Below are 17729 nucleotides of genomic sequence, written 5' to 3'. Positions count from 1 at the left end.
GCGAGGGAGATAAATTGTGAGTACAAATGACAGCAAACCGTCGGTTTTTATTGTTACCGGAATGCACCGTTCCGGTACGTCTTTAACAGCTTCTTTGTTTCAGAAAGTCGGGGTTGATATTGGCAAAAAGTTAGTGGGCCCGGCCGACGGAAATGTGAAAGGTCATTTCGAGAATGTTGATTTTGTGGAGTTTCACAAAAGTGTTTTGCGATCGCACGGTATTGATGAACTCGGATGTACGTTTGAAAAAACGATTCCGGTAGCAGCAGAATACGTGGAAATCGCCAAAAGGGCGATCGACCAAAATCAACAAACTCACAAACATTGGGGTTGGAAAGACCCGCGAACAGCCCTTTTTTGGGATTTTTGGCTGACTTTACTCCCGGAAGCTAATTTTATCTGTGTTTATCGATCGCCCTGGGAAGTAGTCGATTCCCTTTACCGCCGGGGAACCGATGTCAGCTTGCTGCAAAATCCCGAAATGGCAGTAAAAATGTGGATTCACTACAATCAAAAAGTTTTAGAACTTTACGAACGTTTCCCCCATCGCTGTCTCCTAGCCAACGTTTACCCCATCGGCAACACTCCTGAACTTTTCCTCGATCGAGTCAACGAAAAATTTAACGTTAACTTAGGTGCGATACCGGGAGACAATTTTGAAGAATCTTTATTAGTCAACGATATTGTCAAAAGTCACAGACCGAGTTTAATAGAAAAATATTTTCCCGAAGCATTAGAACTCTATGAACTTTTGGAAACCCAAGCTGGCAATCTCAGCAGTGAGTCGAAAGGTGCGATCGATCAAGTTATTCATTTCCCAGCATCTCCAATCTGGCCATTTGAAGATTGGCTAAAAATCCGCTTGCTGGAAAAACAGCAAAAAACTAGCTCTTCCGAACTCAAACAGTGGCAAGAACAATTTCACCAGGCCCAGGCGAAAGTGTTGGGATTAGAGACAGAATTAGGAGCAACTCAAGTACAGCTTGCAGGCAAAGAATCAAATTTTCAAGAAGCTTTAGCAAAACTCCTCGGATTAGAAACAGAATTAGGACAAACTCAGGTACAGCTTGCCGGCAAAGAATCACAATTTCAAGAAGCTTTAACAAAAGTCTTAAAATTAGAAGCAGAATTAGGGCAAACTCAGGTACAGCTTGCCGGCAAAGAATCGCAATTTCAAGAAGCGTTAGCGAAACTCCTCGGATTAGAAACAGAATTAGGACAAACTCAGGTACAGCTTGCCGGCAAAGAATCGCAATTTCAAATAGCTTTAGCGAAAGTCTTAAAATTAGAAGCAGAATTAGGGGAAACTCAGGTACAATTTGAAGAGACTGAATTTATATTGCAGCAAAAGTTAGCTGAGTTAATTCAGCTAGAAACAGCACAAAGTCAAACTCAGGAAAGATTAGAAAACTCCCGCCAGGAAAATGAAATTTTTCGGGCAGAACTTGCTATAATCAAGTCTTCAATATGGTGGCAAGTGAGAGAAAAGTTGTGGGAAGTTCAGCGAAAAATCCGCGACTTGTTCCCTAAATTTATTTTTTCGTTAGATCAACCCACTACTTGGCAAGTTTGTGATTCCAACCTGCTAATTGTTGGCTGGGTTTTTAACCAAAAAAGAGAGACTACAGCAGTCCGCGTCAGAATTAAAAACCAGAGTTTCGTAGGCGTTTACGGCATAGAGAGAAGTGATATAGCGCTAGCACACTCTAATATTCCCGCTGCGAAGAAATCTGGTTTTACAATTCAATTGGACGCGCCTGCCGGACGACACGAAGTGCTACTGGAAGCCCAAGACGATCGAGGTAAATGGCATCTTTTGGCAGCTTATCCGTTGTTAGTTTCAACGATTCAAGCATCGTTAGATGTACCGGTGGTGTGGGAACAGCGTCAGGGCGAAATTTTGTTTGCAGGTTGGTGCTGCCACCACGATCGCAAAATTGCTAAATTAAGCTTGTTGTGTGGCGATACTTCTGTAGAATGCGCCTACGGTTTACGACGGAAAGATGTCGGCGAAGTGTTCCCGGACTGGGTTAACAGTTCGGAAAGCGGTTTTGAGGCCCTTGTCGATTTGCCTCCGGGCGAATGGCACGTTTCTCTGCAAGCTGAGTTAGAAACCGGGGAAATTTTGTCTTTTCAAGCGCCTAAAAAGTTGACGGTGCGGCGCTACCATATCTGGCAGCGAAGTGCGGATAAATTTGAGGAGTTATCAAGGTTTACAGCCGCAATTCAGCAGCGGGCGAGGGAAAGAAAACAGCGTCTTGGTAGAATTGTGCCATTGCCCTGGGAAATTGTGAAAGTGCTCCGCCAGTTGGGGAAGATTTATCGGCAGCAAAAACAGTTTAGTGCGCCGGGAGATTTACTGCCACCGGCGGGTTTTGTGGTGCCTCAACCCATTGATAGATATGACGCATGGCTGGAGGTGAATCAGTGGAACGATCGCGCACGCGATTACTTGATTTCTAGGTTAAAATCCTGCCGGGAACCCCTGCCAAAAATTTCGGTAGTAATGCCAGTTTACAATCCGCAGATAGATTTTCTCGAAAGTGCGATCGACAGTGTAATCAATCAAGTTTATGCCAACTGGGAACTCTGCATTGCCGACGATTGCAGCACCGATTTCACTGTTGCTGACACTTTGAAAAGCTGGGTTCAAAAGGACGATCGTATCCGCATCACATTTCGCACAGAAAACGGCAACATCAGCGCAGCAACCAACAGCGCCGCCGCCCTCGCAACAGGCGACATCATCCTGTTTTTAGACAACGACGACGAACTAACTCCCGACGCATTAGGCGAAGTCGCCCTATATTTTGCCACCCATCCAGCCACCGATTTTCTCTATTCCGACGACGACAAAATCGACACTAAAGGTCGCCGATTCGCCCCGCAATTCAAACCGGAATGGTCGCCGGAACTGCTGATTTCCTATATGTATCTAGGTCATTTGTGCGCCGTGAGAAGACACATTTTTGAAGAAATAGGCGGTTTACGGATAGGTTTTGAAGGCTCGCAAGATTACGATTTTGCCTTGAGAGCCACCGAAGTTTCTCGCCACGTCGCCCACCTGCCGCTAGTGCTGTATCACTGGCGAACCGCACCCGGTTCTACAGCCATATCTGGGGCCGCGAAACCCGCCAGTTTTTCCGCAGGTCAAAAAGCCATTCAAGACGCACTAAACCGCCGCCAAATTAACGGCAATGTCGCTCAGCACGAATGGGCGATTAAAGAAAATTTGGGGATATTTGCCCAGGATTTCCCGGATAACGGCCCATCAGTAACGGTAATTATTCCTACTAAAAATCAGCTCAAATTGCTGAAAGCCTGTCTGGATTCTCTACAAACTACAACATACAAAAATTATCAAGTTGCCGTCATCGACAACGAAAGCGACGACCCGAAAACTCTGGAATACTTAAAGGAATTAAGTTGCCAAGTTTTGCGGATAAAAAATCCTGGCGGCAAGTTTAGTTTTGCAGCAATTAACAACCGCGCTGCGGAACAAGTTGACAGCGAATATGTGTTGTTTTTGAACAACGATACTGAAGTAATTAACCCGCGCTGGCTGAGTCAAATGGTGGGATACGCTCAAATCGCGGGCGTGGGTGCAGTCGGCGCGAGGCTTTTATATCCCGACGGCAGAATTCAGCACGCGGGCGTAATTCACGGGCTGCATCACGGTTTGGCTGGTCATGCTTTTAAGCTGATGGACAAGAATAATCGAGGCTATCTTTCTCAAGCGATGGTAACGCGAAATTACTCTGCGGTAACAGCCGCTTGCACGATTACTCCGCGTCAATTGTTCTTAGAATTGGGCGGTTTTGATGAGGAGAATTTTGCTGTTGCTTACAATGATGCAGATTACGGATACCGATTGTTAGAACGCGGTTATCGGTGCGTATATTGTCCCGATGCGGAGTTGTTGCACAAAGAGGGAACTTCTAGGGGTTTTACCGACAATCCTCAAGAAGTGGCGGCTTTTAGGCGTAAGTATGCGGGGAAAAATGACAGTTTTTATAGTCCGCACTTGTCTTTAGAAGATGAGTATTTTCATATTCAACCTCGACGGGTTTTTATGAAGGAAGAAGGTTCGGCAACGGATTTTGTAACGGATGTAACGGATGTAACGGATGTCAGAAATAAGGAAGAATTAGAAGGTGCTGAGTGTGGTTTGTTATCAGTAGCAAACAGTTCTATCCATCCTATCAAAGTTTTGATGTGCAGCAATTCGCTGGATTTTACGGGGGCGCCGCTGCATCAGTACGAAATTGCGGTGAAATTGGCGGCTGAGGGTGTGATTAAGCCGATCGTACTTTGCGTAACAGACGGGCCCCTGCGTCAAGCTTACGAACAGCAGGGAATTGAAGTAATTGTGCGCGACAATCCTCTCGAACACATCTATCAGCGCGATGCTTATGATGAAGCCATCCGCAGTTTTAGCACAGAAATTGCCAGTTTAAAAGTAGATGCAATTTATGCCAATACTTTAGAAAACTTTTTTGTAGTTGATGCCGCGCGGCAACTCGGAACTCCTACAGTGTGGAACGTGCACGAAAGCGAACCTTGGCAAACTTATTTTAACAGGTTTGGTTCGGAGATTGCGGCGAGAGCTTTAGAGTGTTTTCGCTTTCCTTACAAAGTGATTTTTGTGGCAGATGCCACGCGGGATAGGTATTTGCCTCTCAACAGCCACCACAATTTTACAGTGATTCACAACGGCTTAGATTTGAGCAAACTGGAAAATTCGGAGAATTCTGAATTGGCTAGAAAAACTTTAGGTGTTGCAGCGGAAGATGTGGTAATTTTGCTGCTGGGAACGGTATGCGAACGCAAAGGACAGCAGGATTTAGTTAAGGCACTTTCACTTTTGCCTGAGAAATGGCACAATACAATTAGGTGTTTTCTTGTGGGCGATCGCCCGAGTATTTACAGCAATAAATTAGCCGAGTTGGTGGGGGAATTGCCAGCAGAGTTGCGGCAAAGGGTGACAGTAGTCCCGGAAACTGGGGAGACGGGAAAATATTACAAAGCGGCTGATATTTTTGTTTGCACTTCTCGCGTCGAAAGTTTTCCACGAGTGATTTTGGAGGCAATGGCTTGCGACTTGCCAATTATTACAACGCCTGTTTTTGGAATTAGAGAACAAGTGAGGCCTGGAATTAATGGTTTGTTTTATACGCCCGATCGCCCGGACGAATTAGTGGCAGCTTTGATAAGTTTATTGGAGGATAAATCTTTGCGGCAGCAGTTAGCTGAAAACGCTAAATATGTCTTGGCTTCACTTAATACTTTTGAGGAAATGACTCAAGCTTATGCAGAGATTTTCTGCGAAGCATATTTCAGCCGTCATTAGTCATCTTACAGTGCCAGCCTCCGCCCCAGTGAAGGGCAGTAAGTCACCTCGTAGACTTTTGGCAGGATTTAATATAATTTGCCAAGAATTGCGGAACATATTGAACATTGAGCCATCAATACTATAAAATAATCAAAAATGAACGATGATAAAATGACCGATCGCCCAAGAGTAGATTATGAAAGGGCCTGGGACAGTTACGCCCAACAGTGGCAAAAAACTAATGCCGAACTTGCCCATATTGGCGATGAATGGATAGGTAAAGCTGCCGGTGCCGCCAACTCCTTAGCCGAATACGAAGCGCTAATAGAACAGCAATTTATTGCACCTTACATCAAAAAAGAACATACGGTTTTAGAAATTGGTATCGGCGGCGGAAAAACCGGTTCGCTGCTGCTGAAATATTGCGATCGACTAATTTGTGCCGACATTTCCAGTCAAATGTTGCAAGCGGCGCGCTCGCGCTTGGGAACAGATCGTGTTTCTTACGTCAAACTCGACGGTTTAACATTAGACGGCATCGCCCCAGGTTCAGCCGATGTCTGCTTTTGTTACGATACAATGGTACACGTAGAGCCCGTAGATATATTCAACTACCTGACTCGAATTCCCAAACTGCTGCGGGGCGATCGAATTTGCGTGTTTCACCACACAAATATTTTTAGCGAATTAGGGTGGCAAAAATTCGCCAGCGAGTGGGACAAAAACTTGCTAGGACACAGAGACGGCACAGCATTTTCAGTTATGACTGATACAATTATGGAAAAGTTTTTCCATCATTTAAACTATGAAATCATCCTGAAAAATACATCTTCAGTACCGCGAGATTGTGTCTGGATCTGCAAAGCACCAACCCCCAATGAATAAAATACAAGCTTTTTAGCCGCTTCAAAATATTTTATTCCAACTAACAACAGTCAACAGTCAACAGCCAACAGTCAACAGACAACAGTCAACAGTCAACAGTCAACAGACAACAGTCAACAGTCAACAGACAACAGTCAACAGTCAACAGTCAACAGTCAACAGTCAACAGACAACTGACAATGAAAGCATTATTTCTCCATCCCAACTTCCCCGCCCAATACCGCCACATTATCACGGCTTTAGGCGCAGATCCCAAAAATCAAATTGTCTTCGGCACTAAAAACGAGCGCCCAGAGTGGAACATTCCCGGCGTTCGCAAAGCAGCATTTACCCCCAGCCGGGAACCCCACGCGCAGACTCACCAATACGTCCGCCCTTTAGAAAGTGCCGTCATCTACGGACAAGCCGTATTTAGAATGGCAGAACAACTCAAAGCCGACGGTTTCGTACCCGATATTATCTGCGGACATTCCGGTTGGGGCCCGACATTATTTGTCAAAGAAGCTTTTCCAAATACGCCGCTTTTGTGCTATTTCGAGTGGTTTTATCATGCTATTGGTTCCGACGCAGATTTCGACCCAGCGGAACCTTTAACAGTTGACGATATGGCCAGAATTAGAATCAAAAATGCGCCGATTCTGATCGATTTATATTCTTGCGATTGGGGTTTGTCGCCCACTTATTGGCAGCGATCGCAATTTCCGCCAGAATTACAACAAAAATTATCCACACTCCACGACGGCGTAGATACCGATTACTTCAAACCAGACCCCGGTGCTAAACTGGTTTTGCCTAACTTAGACTTGTCTGGCGTTGATGAAATTGTCACCTACGTATCGCGGGGAATGGAACCTTACCGGGGCTTTCCCGAATTCATTGAGTCGATCGCCTATGTACAAGAACGCCGCCCCAACTGTCACGTCGTAATCGTTGGTTCAGAAAGAGTTTGTTATGGTCGTTCTTTACCCAACGGCGAGTCTTACAAAGACTATATGCTCAAAAAAGTTCCCCTAGACTTGTCGCGAGTTCACTTTGTCGGGCCCCTACCTTACGGACTGTATTTAAAAGTAATTCAAGCATCCGACGTACACGTTTATTTGACCAGACCTTTTGTACTATCTTGGTCGATGATTGAATCTCTATCAACGGGATGTTTAGTAATTGGTTCCGACACAGGGCCAGTCAGAGAAGTTATCCGCGACGGAGAAAACGGTTTGCTAGTCGATTACTTCTCACCGAAACAAGTAGCCGATCGCATTGATGAAGTTTTAGACCATCCTACCCGCATGGCCGAAATTCGCATCAAAGCCCGTCAAACCGCCCTAGAACGCTACAGTTTGGCTAAAATGCTGCCGCAACATTTACAACTAATTGAGCAAGTAGCAAATCGTTCCATGCCGCCTACAGTTGGTATGGAACCAGAACGGGAATTAGCAGCATCTTTTGCAGTGAGAATTTAGCAATAAAGTTGGTCAGGACTAAACCCCTGGTCACAACCTCTCCTGTGCGAGTACACCGCACAGGAGATGGCTGTTTCATTCTCTTTTAGGGGCTGCCCCCATGTCTGAAACGCCAGTGAAATCGTCTGTGGGGGGGTAGGCACGTGGGGGTAGGCACGGGGGCACTACCCCTACAGAGTCACAATCGCGATTTTGGTGAGAATGAAACCGCCCTCCCGCACAGGAGGGTTCACCAACTAGACGATAAACATCGGAACATCTGGACGTTTTAGTTGGCCAATTAAATATTTTGATAGCAGTCTGTTAATCCCTTCTCGGCTAGTCGCAAACTAGCTTTGCGAGCAATAATTTAGGCGTTGCATAATAAGTAGTTAGACAGAATTAATTACACAAATACATAGTAGAAGGATATTCCAGGCAAAATTATGAGTGAATTAGAATTTCCTATGATGTTGATCAGGGAAATAAATCCTCTTTCGTCTAAATTTCTACAGCGAATTCATCGCCAAAGCCGACATCATCAGGTACGTCAAAGATCACATTGCCTCATATTTATTAGCTTCGCAAAAAGTAAAAAGAGGAGAGTTAATGAATATTTTCAGAATAAGTTATAAGACAATACGCTTGGGTTAAAAATATTTATTCATCGGAGATCCCTTGCAGCATCCCCCTGATTGTTGGGGGACGCAAGAGTAAGTTCTTGTCCCACCCCCTACTCCCCTTTTTAAGGGGGGCGCCAGGGAGATCGAGCTTAACTGAACCCTATTGGAGCCATAGTTGCTGGCATCATTCGTGGGAGTTGTAAAAAGCAGCACACCTGTAGAATAGGATGTAGTGGAGGCATTTAAGTGGGAAAGTATGGGGTTGGTAAATTTACAAGGCAATCTGGCGACGGTGAGTTGCGAGTTTTATAGGCAGTATTTTGGCGATCGTTTGAAGTAGCAGTCGATCAGATTTTTCAGGAAGACCGAGCAACACTAAGTTGTCATTTGTCTCGTGCTACGTTGTTTTGCTTGCTTTGCTTTTATCCGAGCTGCAATAACAGCTAAAAGAGCGTAACAACTTACCTCTTAGCAGCTTTAATTATATAACTAGCAATTTGCGTTAGTACCATAACGGAAACACATTTTGCGATCGCTTGGAGGATGTTACATTTGAAAACGGGATCTTTAACTGTTGTCGGGACGGGAATTCAATTAGTTGGTCATCTGACCTTAGCAGCAAAGGCGTCGATCGAGCAAGCTGACAAAGTTCTGTTCGCCGTAGCCGATCCTGTTACTGCTAAATGGCTACAGACACTCAATGTCACCGCAGAAGCCTTACCTTACAATACCAACAATCAGCGGCGCACAGAAACTTATCGAGAAATGGTCGATCGCATTTTGGCTGAAGTTCGTCAGGGGTTGAATGTTTGTGCTGTTTTTTACGGTCATCCTGGCGTTTTCGCTTACCCTACCCATGAAGCGATTAAACAGGCGCGTCGTGAAGGTTTTAGGGCGCAAATGTTAGCAGGAATTTCAGCGGAAGATTGCTTGTTTGCTGACCTGGGTCTTGACCCAGGACGCAACGGATGTCAAAGTTTTGAAGCGACAGATTTTCTGATTCGGCGGCGTAAATTTGACCCCACCAGTGCTTTAATTTTGTGGCAGATTGCGACGATCGGCAATCTGGGTTTTTATCTGATGAAACGCTATCAGGAGGCTTTTGCAGATTTTCACCGAGCAATCGAGTTGCAGCCTGATTATACTTGGGCGATCGCGCACCGAGGCGTAACTTACCGCTTTCTGGGAGAAGCATATTACCCAAAGGCGCTGGGTGACTTGGATCGAGCAATTGAGCGTCAGCCGGATTACGTTTGGGCGATCGCGTATCGCAGCCGCATCTATGAGCTGATGAAGTGCTACAAGCAATCCCTGATTGACTTCGATCGAGCGATCGCCCTTGACGAAAACATATTGCGGGGGAAAAATTGGCAAATTGAGAAAGGGTTACTGCTTTGCTATGATGGCCAATATTCTGAGGCGATCGCCTGTTGCGAACAGAGGTTGCAACAAATTGCTGATGACACGACAGCTTTATACTGTATCGCAGTATCTAAGGCGCGTTGGCAGGGAGTGGACAAAGCAGCAAGCGAAATCGAGCGATCGCGGACAGCATTGCTTGCTCAATTAAAGAAAGGCTTACAGCATACGAGGTTTTGCTTAAAAAGGTAAATTTAGATAGCTTTTATCAGGGAGGCAAGCTACAGGCAAACACTATGTAAACCCTGACATTCTTCATTATTCACTACCTTAAATATTACGAGGATAGATCATGAGCCAACTATTTCATCTATTAACAGATCTAGCACTTGACCCCAAGAAACAAAGTGTTTTCATCAATAACCCCAGTTCCTTAATGAACGAGGTAGGTTTATCTGAAGCTGAGCAAACTGCGATCGCCAGCAAAGACTCCGCTAAAATTGCAGCGTTCTTTGCAGACGAACTAATTTCACTTGCCATTACCACTAGCGATCCAGGGCCCGACCCCTTGCCAGATCCAGACCCTTTTCCTCCTTCTCCACCGTCAGATCCCGAACCCGACTCTAACTAGGATGTGGTATTGAAGTCAAACCACTAAGAATTTTCTACACTTGGGAAAGTAGATTGATATTTTATAAGCTCAAACCGCACTTTTTGCGGTTTTTTATCCTCACAACATAAGTATGCAAAATTACCAAATTACTGAAAAACTGCATGAGAGCAGTAACTCGTTAGTCTATCGCGGATATCGGCAAGCAGACAATCTGCCTGTTATCCTAAAAATGCTCAAAGAATTCTATCCTTCACCTGAAAAAATTGCCTGGTTTAAGCGAGAGTATGAAATCACTCAAAACATTAACTTACCAGGCGTAATCGATGTTTATAGTTTGGAAAACCTAGAAAATCAGTGGGTAATTGAGTTAGAAGATTTTGGTGGCGAATCCCTCAATCAGATAATCGCTAAGAAGCAATTTACAATTGCTGAATTTCTCAATCTGGCAATTGAAATTGTTGACATTCTCGGTCAGGTTCACCAGCAGTATATTATCCACAAAGATATTAACCCATCAAATATTGTTTTAAATCAGCAGACAGGTAAGCTGAAGCTAATTGATTTTGGAATTTCTACAACACTGTCGCGAGAAAACCCAAGTTTTCTTAACCCGAACGTATTAGAAGGAACGCTAGCTTATATCTCGCCAGAACAAACAGGTCGCATGAATCGAACAATCGATTACCGCACTGATTTTTACTCTTTGGGGATAACCTTTTATGAATTACTAACCGGACAGTTACCTTTCCCCACCAATGATGTTTTGGAATTAGTGCATTGTCATATTGCTAAACAACCTATCCCACCGCACGAAATTAAACCAGAAGTTCCACCTATTATTTCGGCGATCGTATTGAAATTAATGGCAAAAAATGCTGAGGAACGCTATTTATCAGCATATCAGCTAAAGGCCGATTTACAAGAATGTCTCAGACAGTGGCAGAGCAAAGAGCAAATCGATCCTTTCCCGATTGATCGGCACAATATTTCCGATCAATTTCAAATTCCGCAAAAACTGTACGGGCGAGAGCGGGAAATTTCTGTCCTATTAGCCGCATTTGATCGAGTCAGTCAAGGAGCCAGTGAAATGATGCTGGTTTCTGGATATTCTGGGATTGGAAAAACTGTATTAATACAAGAAATATATAAGCCGCTGACTCGTCAACGCGGTTATTTTATTGCTGGTAAGTTTGACCAGTTTCAACGAGATACTCCTTACGCATCCTTAATTCAGGCATTTCGTTCGTTAGTACGGCAGTTACTAACAGAAAGTGATGCAGAAATTAGCAAGTGGCGAGAGAAACTCCAAGCAGAATTAGGGGAAGCTAGTGCGGTAATCGTTGAAGTTATTCCTGAAGTAGAACTAATTATTGGTTCCCAACCACCCCTACCAGATCTCGCGCCAGCAGAACAGAGAAATCGCTTTAATCGGGTTTTGCAAAAATTTATTAATATATTCACACAACTCGAACATCCCTTAGTAATTTTCTTAGACGACTTACAGTGGGCAGATAGAGCCTCGCTAGAATTAATTCAAATGTTGATGACAGTAGCCGATAATAAATATCTATTTCTAATGGGTGCATATCGGGATAATGAAGTAAGCGAAGCACATCCGCTAATTCAAATTTTGGAAAATATTGCCACAGCAAAAGTAACAACAATTAATAAAATATTTTTGACACCTTTAGCCTTAACCGATATTACGCAACTTTTAGTTGATACGCTTTTTACGGAATCAAAAAATGCTAAGCCACTTGCCAAATTGCTCCAGCAAAAAACTGGTGGTAATCCGTTTTTTATCAATGAATTCTTAAACTCACTGCATTCTGAAGCATGGTTGGATTTTAACTACCAATCTCAGAAATGGCAGTGGGACTTAGAACAAATCAAAGCGCAACCAATTACAGATAACGTTTTAGATCTGACGAGCAAAAATGTCAAAAAACTCCCCACAGCAACTCAGGCAGTATTAAAATTAGCAGCTTGCGTGGGGAATCAGTTTGACTTGAGAACGCTGGCGATTATCTATGAAAAATCCCTCCAAGAAACAGCAACAGATTTACTGTCAGCACTTCAATCCGGTCTAATTATACCCCTCAGCCATGCCTATCAGTTGGCGGAACTTGATGTAGCAGGTTTGTCCGAGCGGTTGGTTGCAGAATACAAATTTGCCCACGATCGCATTCAACAAGCAGTTTACTCTCTCATCTCCGAACCTGATAGACAGTCAGTACATCTGCGCGTGGGCAGGTTGTTACTGGAAAATACACCATCTGAAGAAGTGGCACAGAAGCTGTTTGATATTGTCAATCAGTTGAACAAAGGCCGAGCGCTGATAGATCAACAAATAGAGCGCTACGAGTTAGCCCAATTCAACTTACAGGCAGGTAAAAAAGCCAAATCTTCAGCAGCTAGCCAACCAGCTTTCAATTACCTTCAGATCGGCTTAAGTTTGTTAAATAAAAAGAGTTGGTCGCAGCAGTACAACCTTACCTTAGATTTGTATTTAGAAGCAGCAGAAACAGCTTATACAATTGCTAACTACGATGAAATGGAGCGCTTAGCTGGGGTAGTTTTGCAAAAAGCCCAAACGCTGTTAGAAAAAGTAAAAGTCTATGAAGTCAAGATGCAAGCTTATTGCGCCCAAACTAAATTCCTAGAGGCGATCGACATTGGGCTAGAAGTTCTGAAATTACTTGGCGTAGAATTACCGCAACGACCGAATCAATCCGATCTGACACAAGAGATGGAGCAGATAAAATCTGCCTTAGCAGGCAGGCAAGCCCAGGATCTAATCGACTTACCGCCAATGACAGACCCGTATAAACTAGCAGCTATACGGGTGATAAACTGCTTGTTGAGTCCTGCGTTCGTAGCAATTAATCAACTGAGCTTGTTAACTTGGTGCCGACAGGTGAATTTATCGATTCAGTATGGTAATTCTGCTAGCTCTGCTTATGCGTATATAGGTTATGGGCTGATCCTTTGCTCGTCAGGAGAGCTTGACGCTGGCTATCAGTTTGGAAAACTTGCTTTGAACTTACTAGAACGATTCAAAGATAAAACATTCAAAGCAAGAATTTATGTAATATATATGGGATTTATCAAGCATTGGAATGAACCTCTCAGAGACACATCTTCTTTGTGCATGGAAGCTTATCAAAGTGCGATAGAAACTGGAGATCTTGAATATACTGCTAGTGTTAGGCAGGGCTATGCTTACGCTTTGTACCTCAGCGGTGTAGAGCTGATTGATGCCAAGAAAGAAATGGCGAAAGCCCTGGAAGTTACTTATCAAACTAAACAGGAAGCATACATTCATTGGTGTCAAATCTTTATGCAGGCGATCCTGAACTTGGCGGAACAAGTAGAAAATCCGTGCTGTTTGATTGGTGAAGTATACGACGAACAAAAGATGATAGCAGTTCATCAAGAAAGTGGCGATCGCACTGCACTCATGCACGTTTATTCCCATAAAGTTATCCTCTGTTATCTTTTCGAGGAATTTCAGCAAGCTGTGGAGAATGCAGACCGCTTTGAAGAATACTCAGCTAATGCAGGCTCCTTTTTTATTCTCCCTGTTGTCTATTTGTATGATATGTTAGCCCGACTAGCGCTATATCCTAATTCCTCAGAAACAGAAAGAGCAGAAATCCTGACAAAGGTGGCTACTAAACAAGAAAAAATGGAAACATGGGCAAAGCAGGCTCCCATGAATTACCTGCACAAATTCTATCTAGTGGAAGCGGAACGCGATCGCGTATTAGGCAACGATAAAGATGCCAGAGAATATTACGATAAAGCCATCATCGTAGCCCGCGAAAACGAATATCTCAACGAAGAAGCCCTCGCCTACGAACTAGCAGGCAGGTTTTATTTAGCCAGAAATCAAAATCATGTTGCCCGTCACTACTTGCAAGATGCCCACTATGCTTATCAGCGCTGGGGGGCTATAGCTAAGGTAAAAGATTTAGAAGGGCGATACCCGCAGTTTTTAGCTATTCAGTCGCTTGGTTCAACCCGAACAGATACTGAAAATAATATCATCAATCCAATCACCACAACTGGTAGCAATTCCGGCGAAGCACTGGATTTTGCCGCAGTAATGAAAGCATCCCAAGCTATTTCTGGTGAAATCGTTCTAGAACAATTGTTAAACCAGGTGATGAAAACTGTAATTGAAAACGCAGGCGCTCAAAAAGGTTTTCTGATTCTGGATAAAGGCGGGAATTGGGCAATTGAAGCCGAAGCAGCCGTAGAATGCGAGCTCATTACCATTATGCAATCCATTCCCGTAGAGTCTGTAGATCCTGCAACTGGAATTCCCCTGCTGTCAACCGCCATAGTTAACTACGTCGCTCGCAGCCACGAAAATGTAGTATTAAATAACGCCACCGATGAAGGACTATTTACTGGGGATTCTTACATTACCGCTACTGGGCCCAAATCGATCCTCTGCACTCCCCTACTCAATCAAGGCAAACTCGGTGGTATTCTCTACTTAGAAAATAATTTGGCGATCGGCGCATTTACCTCGGAAAGAGTGGAAACTTTAAAAATCATTGCGGCTCAAGCTGCGATCTCGATTGAAAATGCAACTCTCTACGAAAAATTAGAAGATTACAACCGAACTTTAGAGCAAAAAGTAGAAGATCGCACCGCACAATTAGCCCAAGCTAATGCAGAAATATTGGTTTTGAACGATCGGCTCAAAGTAGAAAACCTTCGCATGAGTGCCGAACTAGACGTAACCCGCCGCCTGCAACAAATGATTTTGCCTCAACAGCAGGAATTAGAGTCAATTGCAGGGCTAGAAATTGCTGCATTCATGGAACCCGCTGATGAAGTTGGCGGCGACTACTACGACGTACTAAATTACGGCGGTAAAGCCACAATTGGCATCGGCGATGTGACAGGACACGGTTTAGAAAGCGGCGTGTTAATGATTATGGCGCAAACAGCAATTCGCACTTTGTTGGTTCACAATGAAACCGACCCAGTTAAATTATTGCAGACAGTCAACCAAACGCTTTTTGACAACGTAGAGCGCATCAATTGCGGTAAAAGTATGAGCCTTTCTTTGCTGGAATATCGGGGGGACAACATCCTGCGTTTGAGCGGACAGCACGAAGAGGTGATTGTCGTGCGTTCCAGTGGCGAAGTAGAGCGGATTGATACGATGGAGTTAGGCTTTCCCATCGCCTTGGAACCAGATATTGCCGATTTCATTGCTACTACTGAAATACAGTTAAATTCCGGGGATGTTGTCGTACTCTACACAGATGGAATTACCGAAGCTTTTGATATGAATCAAAAGGAATACGGTATTGAGCCATTGATTGAACTTGTTGCCCTTAACAGGGAAAAGTCAACAGCAGAAATCAAGCAAGCTATTATTGACGACGTGCGGCGATACATCGGGGAGCAAAAAGTATTTGATGACATTACTTTGGTAGTAATTAAACAGAAGTAAGTATGGGAGAATTTAGTAGTCCGACTGTCCGACAGTCCGACAGGGAATTCATTCCCTGCCTCAAAGTTAAAGTCCTCTAAACAGGACTAATGAGTTTAAAAATTTTTATTGTAATATCGTTTCCGGTTGGGTGGGAATGATAAAGTCAAGGTCGCGCAATTCCACATTCCCCCACTCCCCGCTCCCCATCATAAGGAGTGTAACCGGAATTGATATCAGTCCTCATAGCGAGGACTTTAGCTATTAGACAGGGGTTTCAACCCCTGGCGGACTGCCGGGTAGGCGGGAGGATTGATGGACTAAAAGCTTAAGTTGACACCAATTGGCAATGCCGTTTTCCTACACCCAAATAATCAAGAACACTTAATGAGAGATGTAATTCTCACGCGATTAATTGTAGGGAAACGGCACTGCCGTGTCCTGATTGGGGGTAATATTAATTCCGATGCAACCGGATTTGATATAATTACTCATCTTGTAAGCATTTTTGCTTGACCCGCCCTAGAACTTACCAATGAATAGTATAACCTAAATTGGGCGATCGCCAATAGTTTACAAACCTGATATCGGCACAAAATCGTAACCGTAACTCGTGCGATTTCCGGGTTTAACAGTTACTAATTGAACTGCTCGATTACGATCGCCCGAAGGTAAAAATCGAATCGGGCCGGATGCTCCATTTGCCGAAAAATCTGACGCCGATAAAGTTTGTTGAATGCCTGTACGAGTCGGATTGCGCCCTAAACCGGCAATTAACGCGATCGCCGCATCATAGGCTAAAGCTGTGCGCCAACTTACTTCAGCATTCCAAAGTTGTTTGGATGTTTGGGGAAAATTTGACTGCGGATCTGCGAGAATGTGCCAAGGAACAGCTAGCACCATATCTGTTGCTGCTGCGCCACCGATTTGCAGTGTTTTAGCAGTATAAGCATCGTCTCCTGCTAGTAACGGCAGCCGTTTGGCGTTTACTTGCACTACTTGCAAAGCTTGGTCGAGCGTGGCTGAATTGGATGCTAACATAATCACTTCTGCTCCTTGGGCGATCGCGCTTTTAACGCTCTCTGCAGCATTAAAATTGCCATTAGCAAAGTCAAATTCGCCTACTATTTGTCCTCCATCTCCGTAAATAGCAGTAGTGAATTCATCTTTTAAAGATTTGCTGTAACTGCTGGCAGAATTGAAAAATACAGCAGCTTTTTGCTTTTGCAATTTTCCCAGCATATAGCGGGAAAGAGCATTAGCCGCAAACCGATCGCTCGGCACTGTGCGAAATATATTGTTGGCAACTCCTGATATCTGCACAGAGGTACTTGTAGGAGAAATTGCTACTAATTCTTTTTGCTGGTAAATCTTGCTGGCTGCTAGCGTTGTGTCCGAACCAAAATGCCCGATTACTCCTAAAATTTCTGAGTTATTTGCCAAAGCACTGGCAATTTGTGCGGCAATTTCTGGCTTGTTGTCATCGTTAGCAATTACCACTTTTAATGGAGTACCGCTAATGCCGCCGCTTTGGTTGATTTCATTTTGAGCTTGAGCTACGCCCCGCAGAATTTCTAGAGCAGCATTGATATCGCCGCCAATGGGAACCGCAGCGGCAATTGTGTAGGATTTTTGAGCTCCGATGCGGGCATTGTTGAGGTAAATTAAGGCTTCTGGATCGTTGCGATTGGTTTTCAGCGAAGCTTGTAAATCGGAAATAGCTGCGTTATAGTTGCCAGATGCGATCGCCTGTACTGCTGCTTGTTTGGTTGTTGTGGCTTGCTCTGGAAGTAACAGTTTTTGGCCAGCACTCAGACGCTGCTCAATTGCCAGCTCCGATTGCGGCGAATTCCCCGTCGGAGAGTTGGGAAATGTCGGATTTTGGGGTGATGAACCCCCGACATTGATGCCGCCTCGGCTTGTCAGCCACCAAATACCTGCACCGGCTAGTACAGCTCGGCGTAAATACACAGACTATTAAACAGCCAAGACTTTACCCTTGTATGTCCACTTAAAAGGTTTG

The 17729-nt window shown here is 44.2% G+C and carries 8 protein-coding genes; 7 read left to right on the top strand and 1 reads right to left on the bottom strand.

Features of this window, described 5'->3' with window-relative positions; translation table 11 throughout:
* The first annotated feature begins 16 nt into the window (after window positions 1-16).
* The 7 genes from QUA90_RS01895 (at window position 17) to QUA90_RS01865 (ending at window position 15727) form a co-directional block, all read left to right on the top strand.
* On the top strand, window positions 17-5350 hold the full coding sequence (locus QUA90_RS01895; RefSeq protein ID WP_333443606.1) for a glycosyltransferase: 5334 nt from the start codon (window positions 17-19) through the stop codon (window positions 5348-5350).
* Between the two features lie 138 nt (window positions 5351-5488).
* Window positions 5489-6217, top strand: coding sequence for a class I SAM-dependent methyltransferase (locus QUA90_RS01890; RefSeq protein WP_333443604.1), 729 nt, complete (start codon window positions 5489-5491; stop codon window positions 6215-6217).
* Window positions 6218-6396: 179 nt separating this feature from the next.
* A complete protein-coding gene (locus QUA90_RS01885; protein WP_333073645.1) occupies window positions 6397-7677 on the top strand; it encodes a glycosyltransferase family 4 protein in 1281 nt (426 codons plus the stop codon).
* Between the two features lie 834 nt (window positions 7678-8511).
* Window positions 8512-8619, top strand: coding sequence for an AAA-like domain-containing protein (locus tag QUA90_RS30390; RefSeq protein WP_445300085.1), 108 nt, complete (start codon window positions 8512-8514; stop codon window positions 8617-8619).
* Between the two features lie 212 nt (window positions 8620-8831).
* Window positions 8832-9890: an SAM-dependent methyltransferase gene (locus QUA90_RS01875; protein ID WP_333443602.1), complete on the top strand. Its 1059-nt coding sequence runs from the start codon at window positions 8832-8834 to the stop codon at window positions 9888-9890.
* A gap of 100 nt (window positions 9891-9990) precedes the next feature.
* The gene (locus tag QUA90_RS01870; RefSeq protein ID WP_333443600.1) at window positions 9991-10269 is read left to right on the top strand and encodes a hypothetical protein; all 279 of its coding nucleotides are present in this window, start codon (window positions 9991-9993) and stop codon (window positions 10267-10269) included.
* A 112-nt stretch (window positions 10270-10381) separates the two neighbouring features.
* Window positions 10382-15727 carry an AAA family ATPase gene (locus QUA90_RS01865; RefSeq protein WP_333443598.1) on the top strand — a complete coding sequence of 1782 codons (5346 nt, stop codon included), beginning with the start codon at window positions 10382-10384 and terminating at the stop codon, window positions 15725-15727.
* Window positions 15728-16279: 552 nt separating this feature from the next.
* Here the strand turns inward: QUA90_RS01865 and QUA90_RS01860 are convergent.
* Entirely contained in the window at window positions 16280-17677 is a 1398-nt protein-coding gene (locus QUA90_RS01860; protein WP_333443596.1) for an ABC transporter substrate-binding protein, read from the bottom strand.
* Between the last annotated feature and the right edge of the window lie 52 nt (window positions 17678-17729).

The sequence above is a fragment of the Microcoleus sp. D3_18_C4 genome, from assembly GCF_036702355.1.
In the GTDB taxonomy this organism is placed as follows: Bacteria; Cyanobacteriota; Cyanobacteriia; order Cyanobacteriales; family Microcoleaceae; genus Microcoleus.
The sequence above is the reverse complement of the archived record's forward strand: the minus strand, read 5'-3'. Positions and strand labels throughout refer to the sequence as shown.

Bases quoted from the DNA above. Each gene is read 5' to 3' on its own strand.
- QUA90_RS01890 (WP_333443604.1), top strand. From the start codon at position 5,489: ATGAACGATGATAAAATGACCGATCGCCCAAGAGTAGATTATGAAAGG.
- QUA90_RS01885 (WP_333073645.1), top strand. From the start codon at position 6,397: ATGAAAGCATTATTTCTCCATCCCAACTTCCCCGCCCAATACCGCCAC.
- QUA90_RS01865 (WP_333443598.1), top strand. From the start codon at position 10,382: ATGCAAAATTACCAAATTACTGAAAAACTGCATGAGAGCAGTAACTCG.
- QUA90_RS01870 (WP_333443600.1), top strand. From the start codon at position 9,991: ATGAGCCAACTATTTCATCTATTAACAGATCTAGCACTTGACCCCAAG.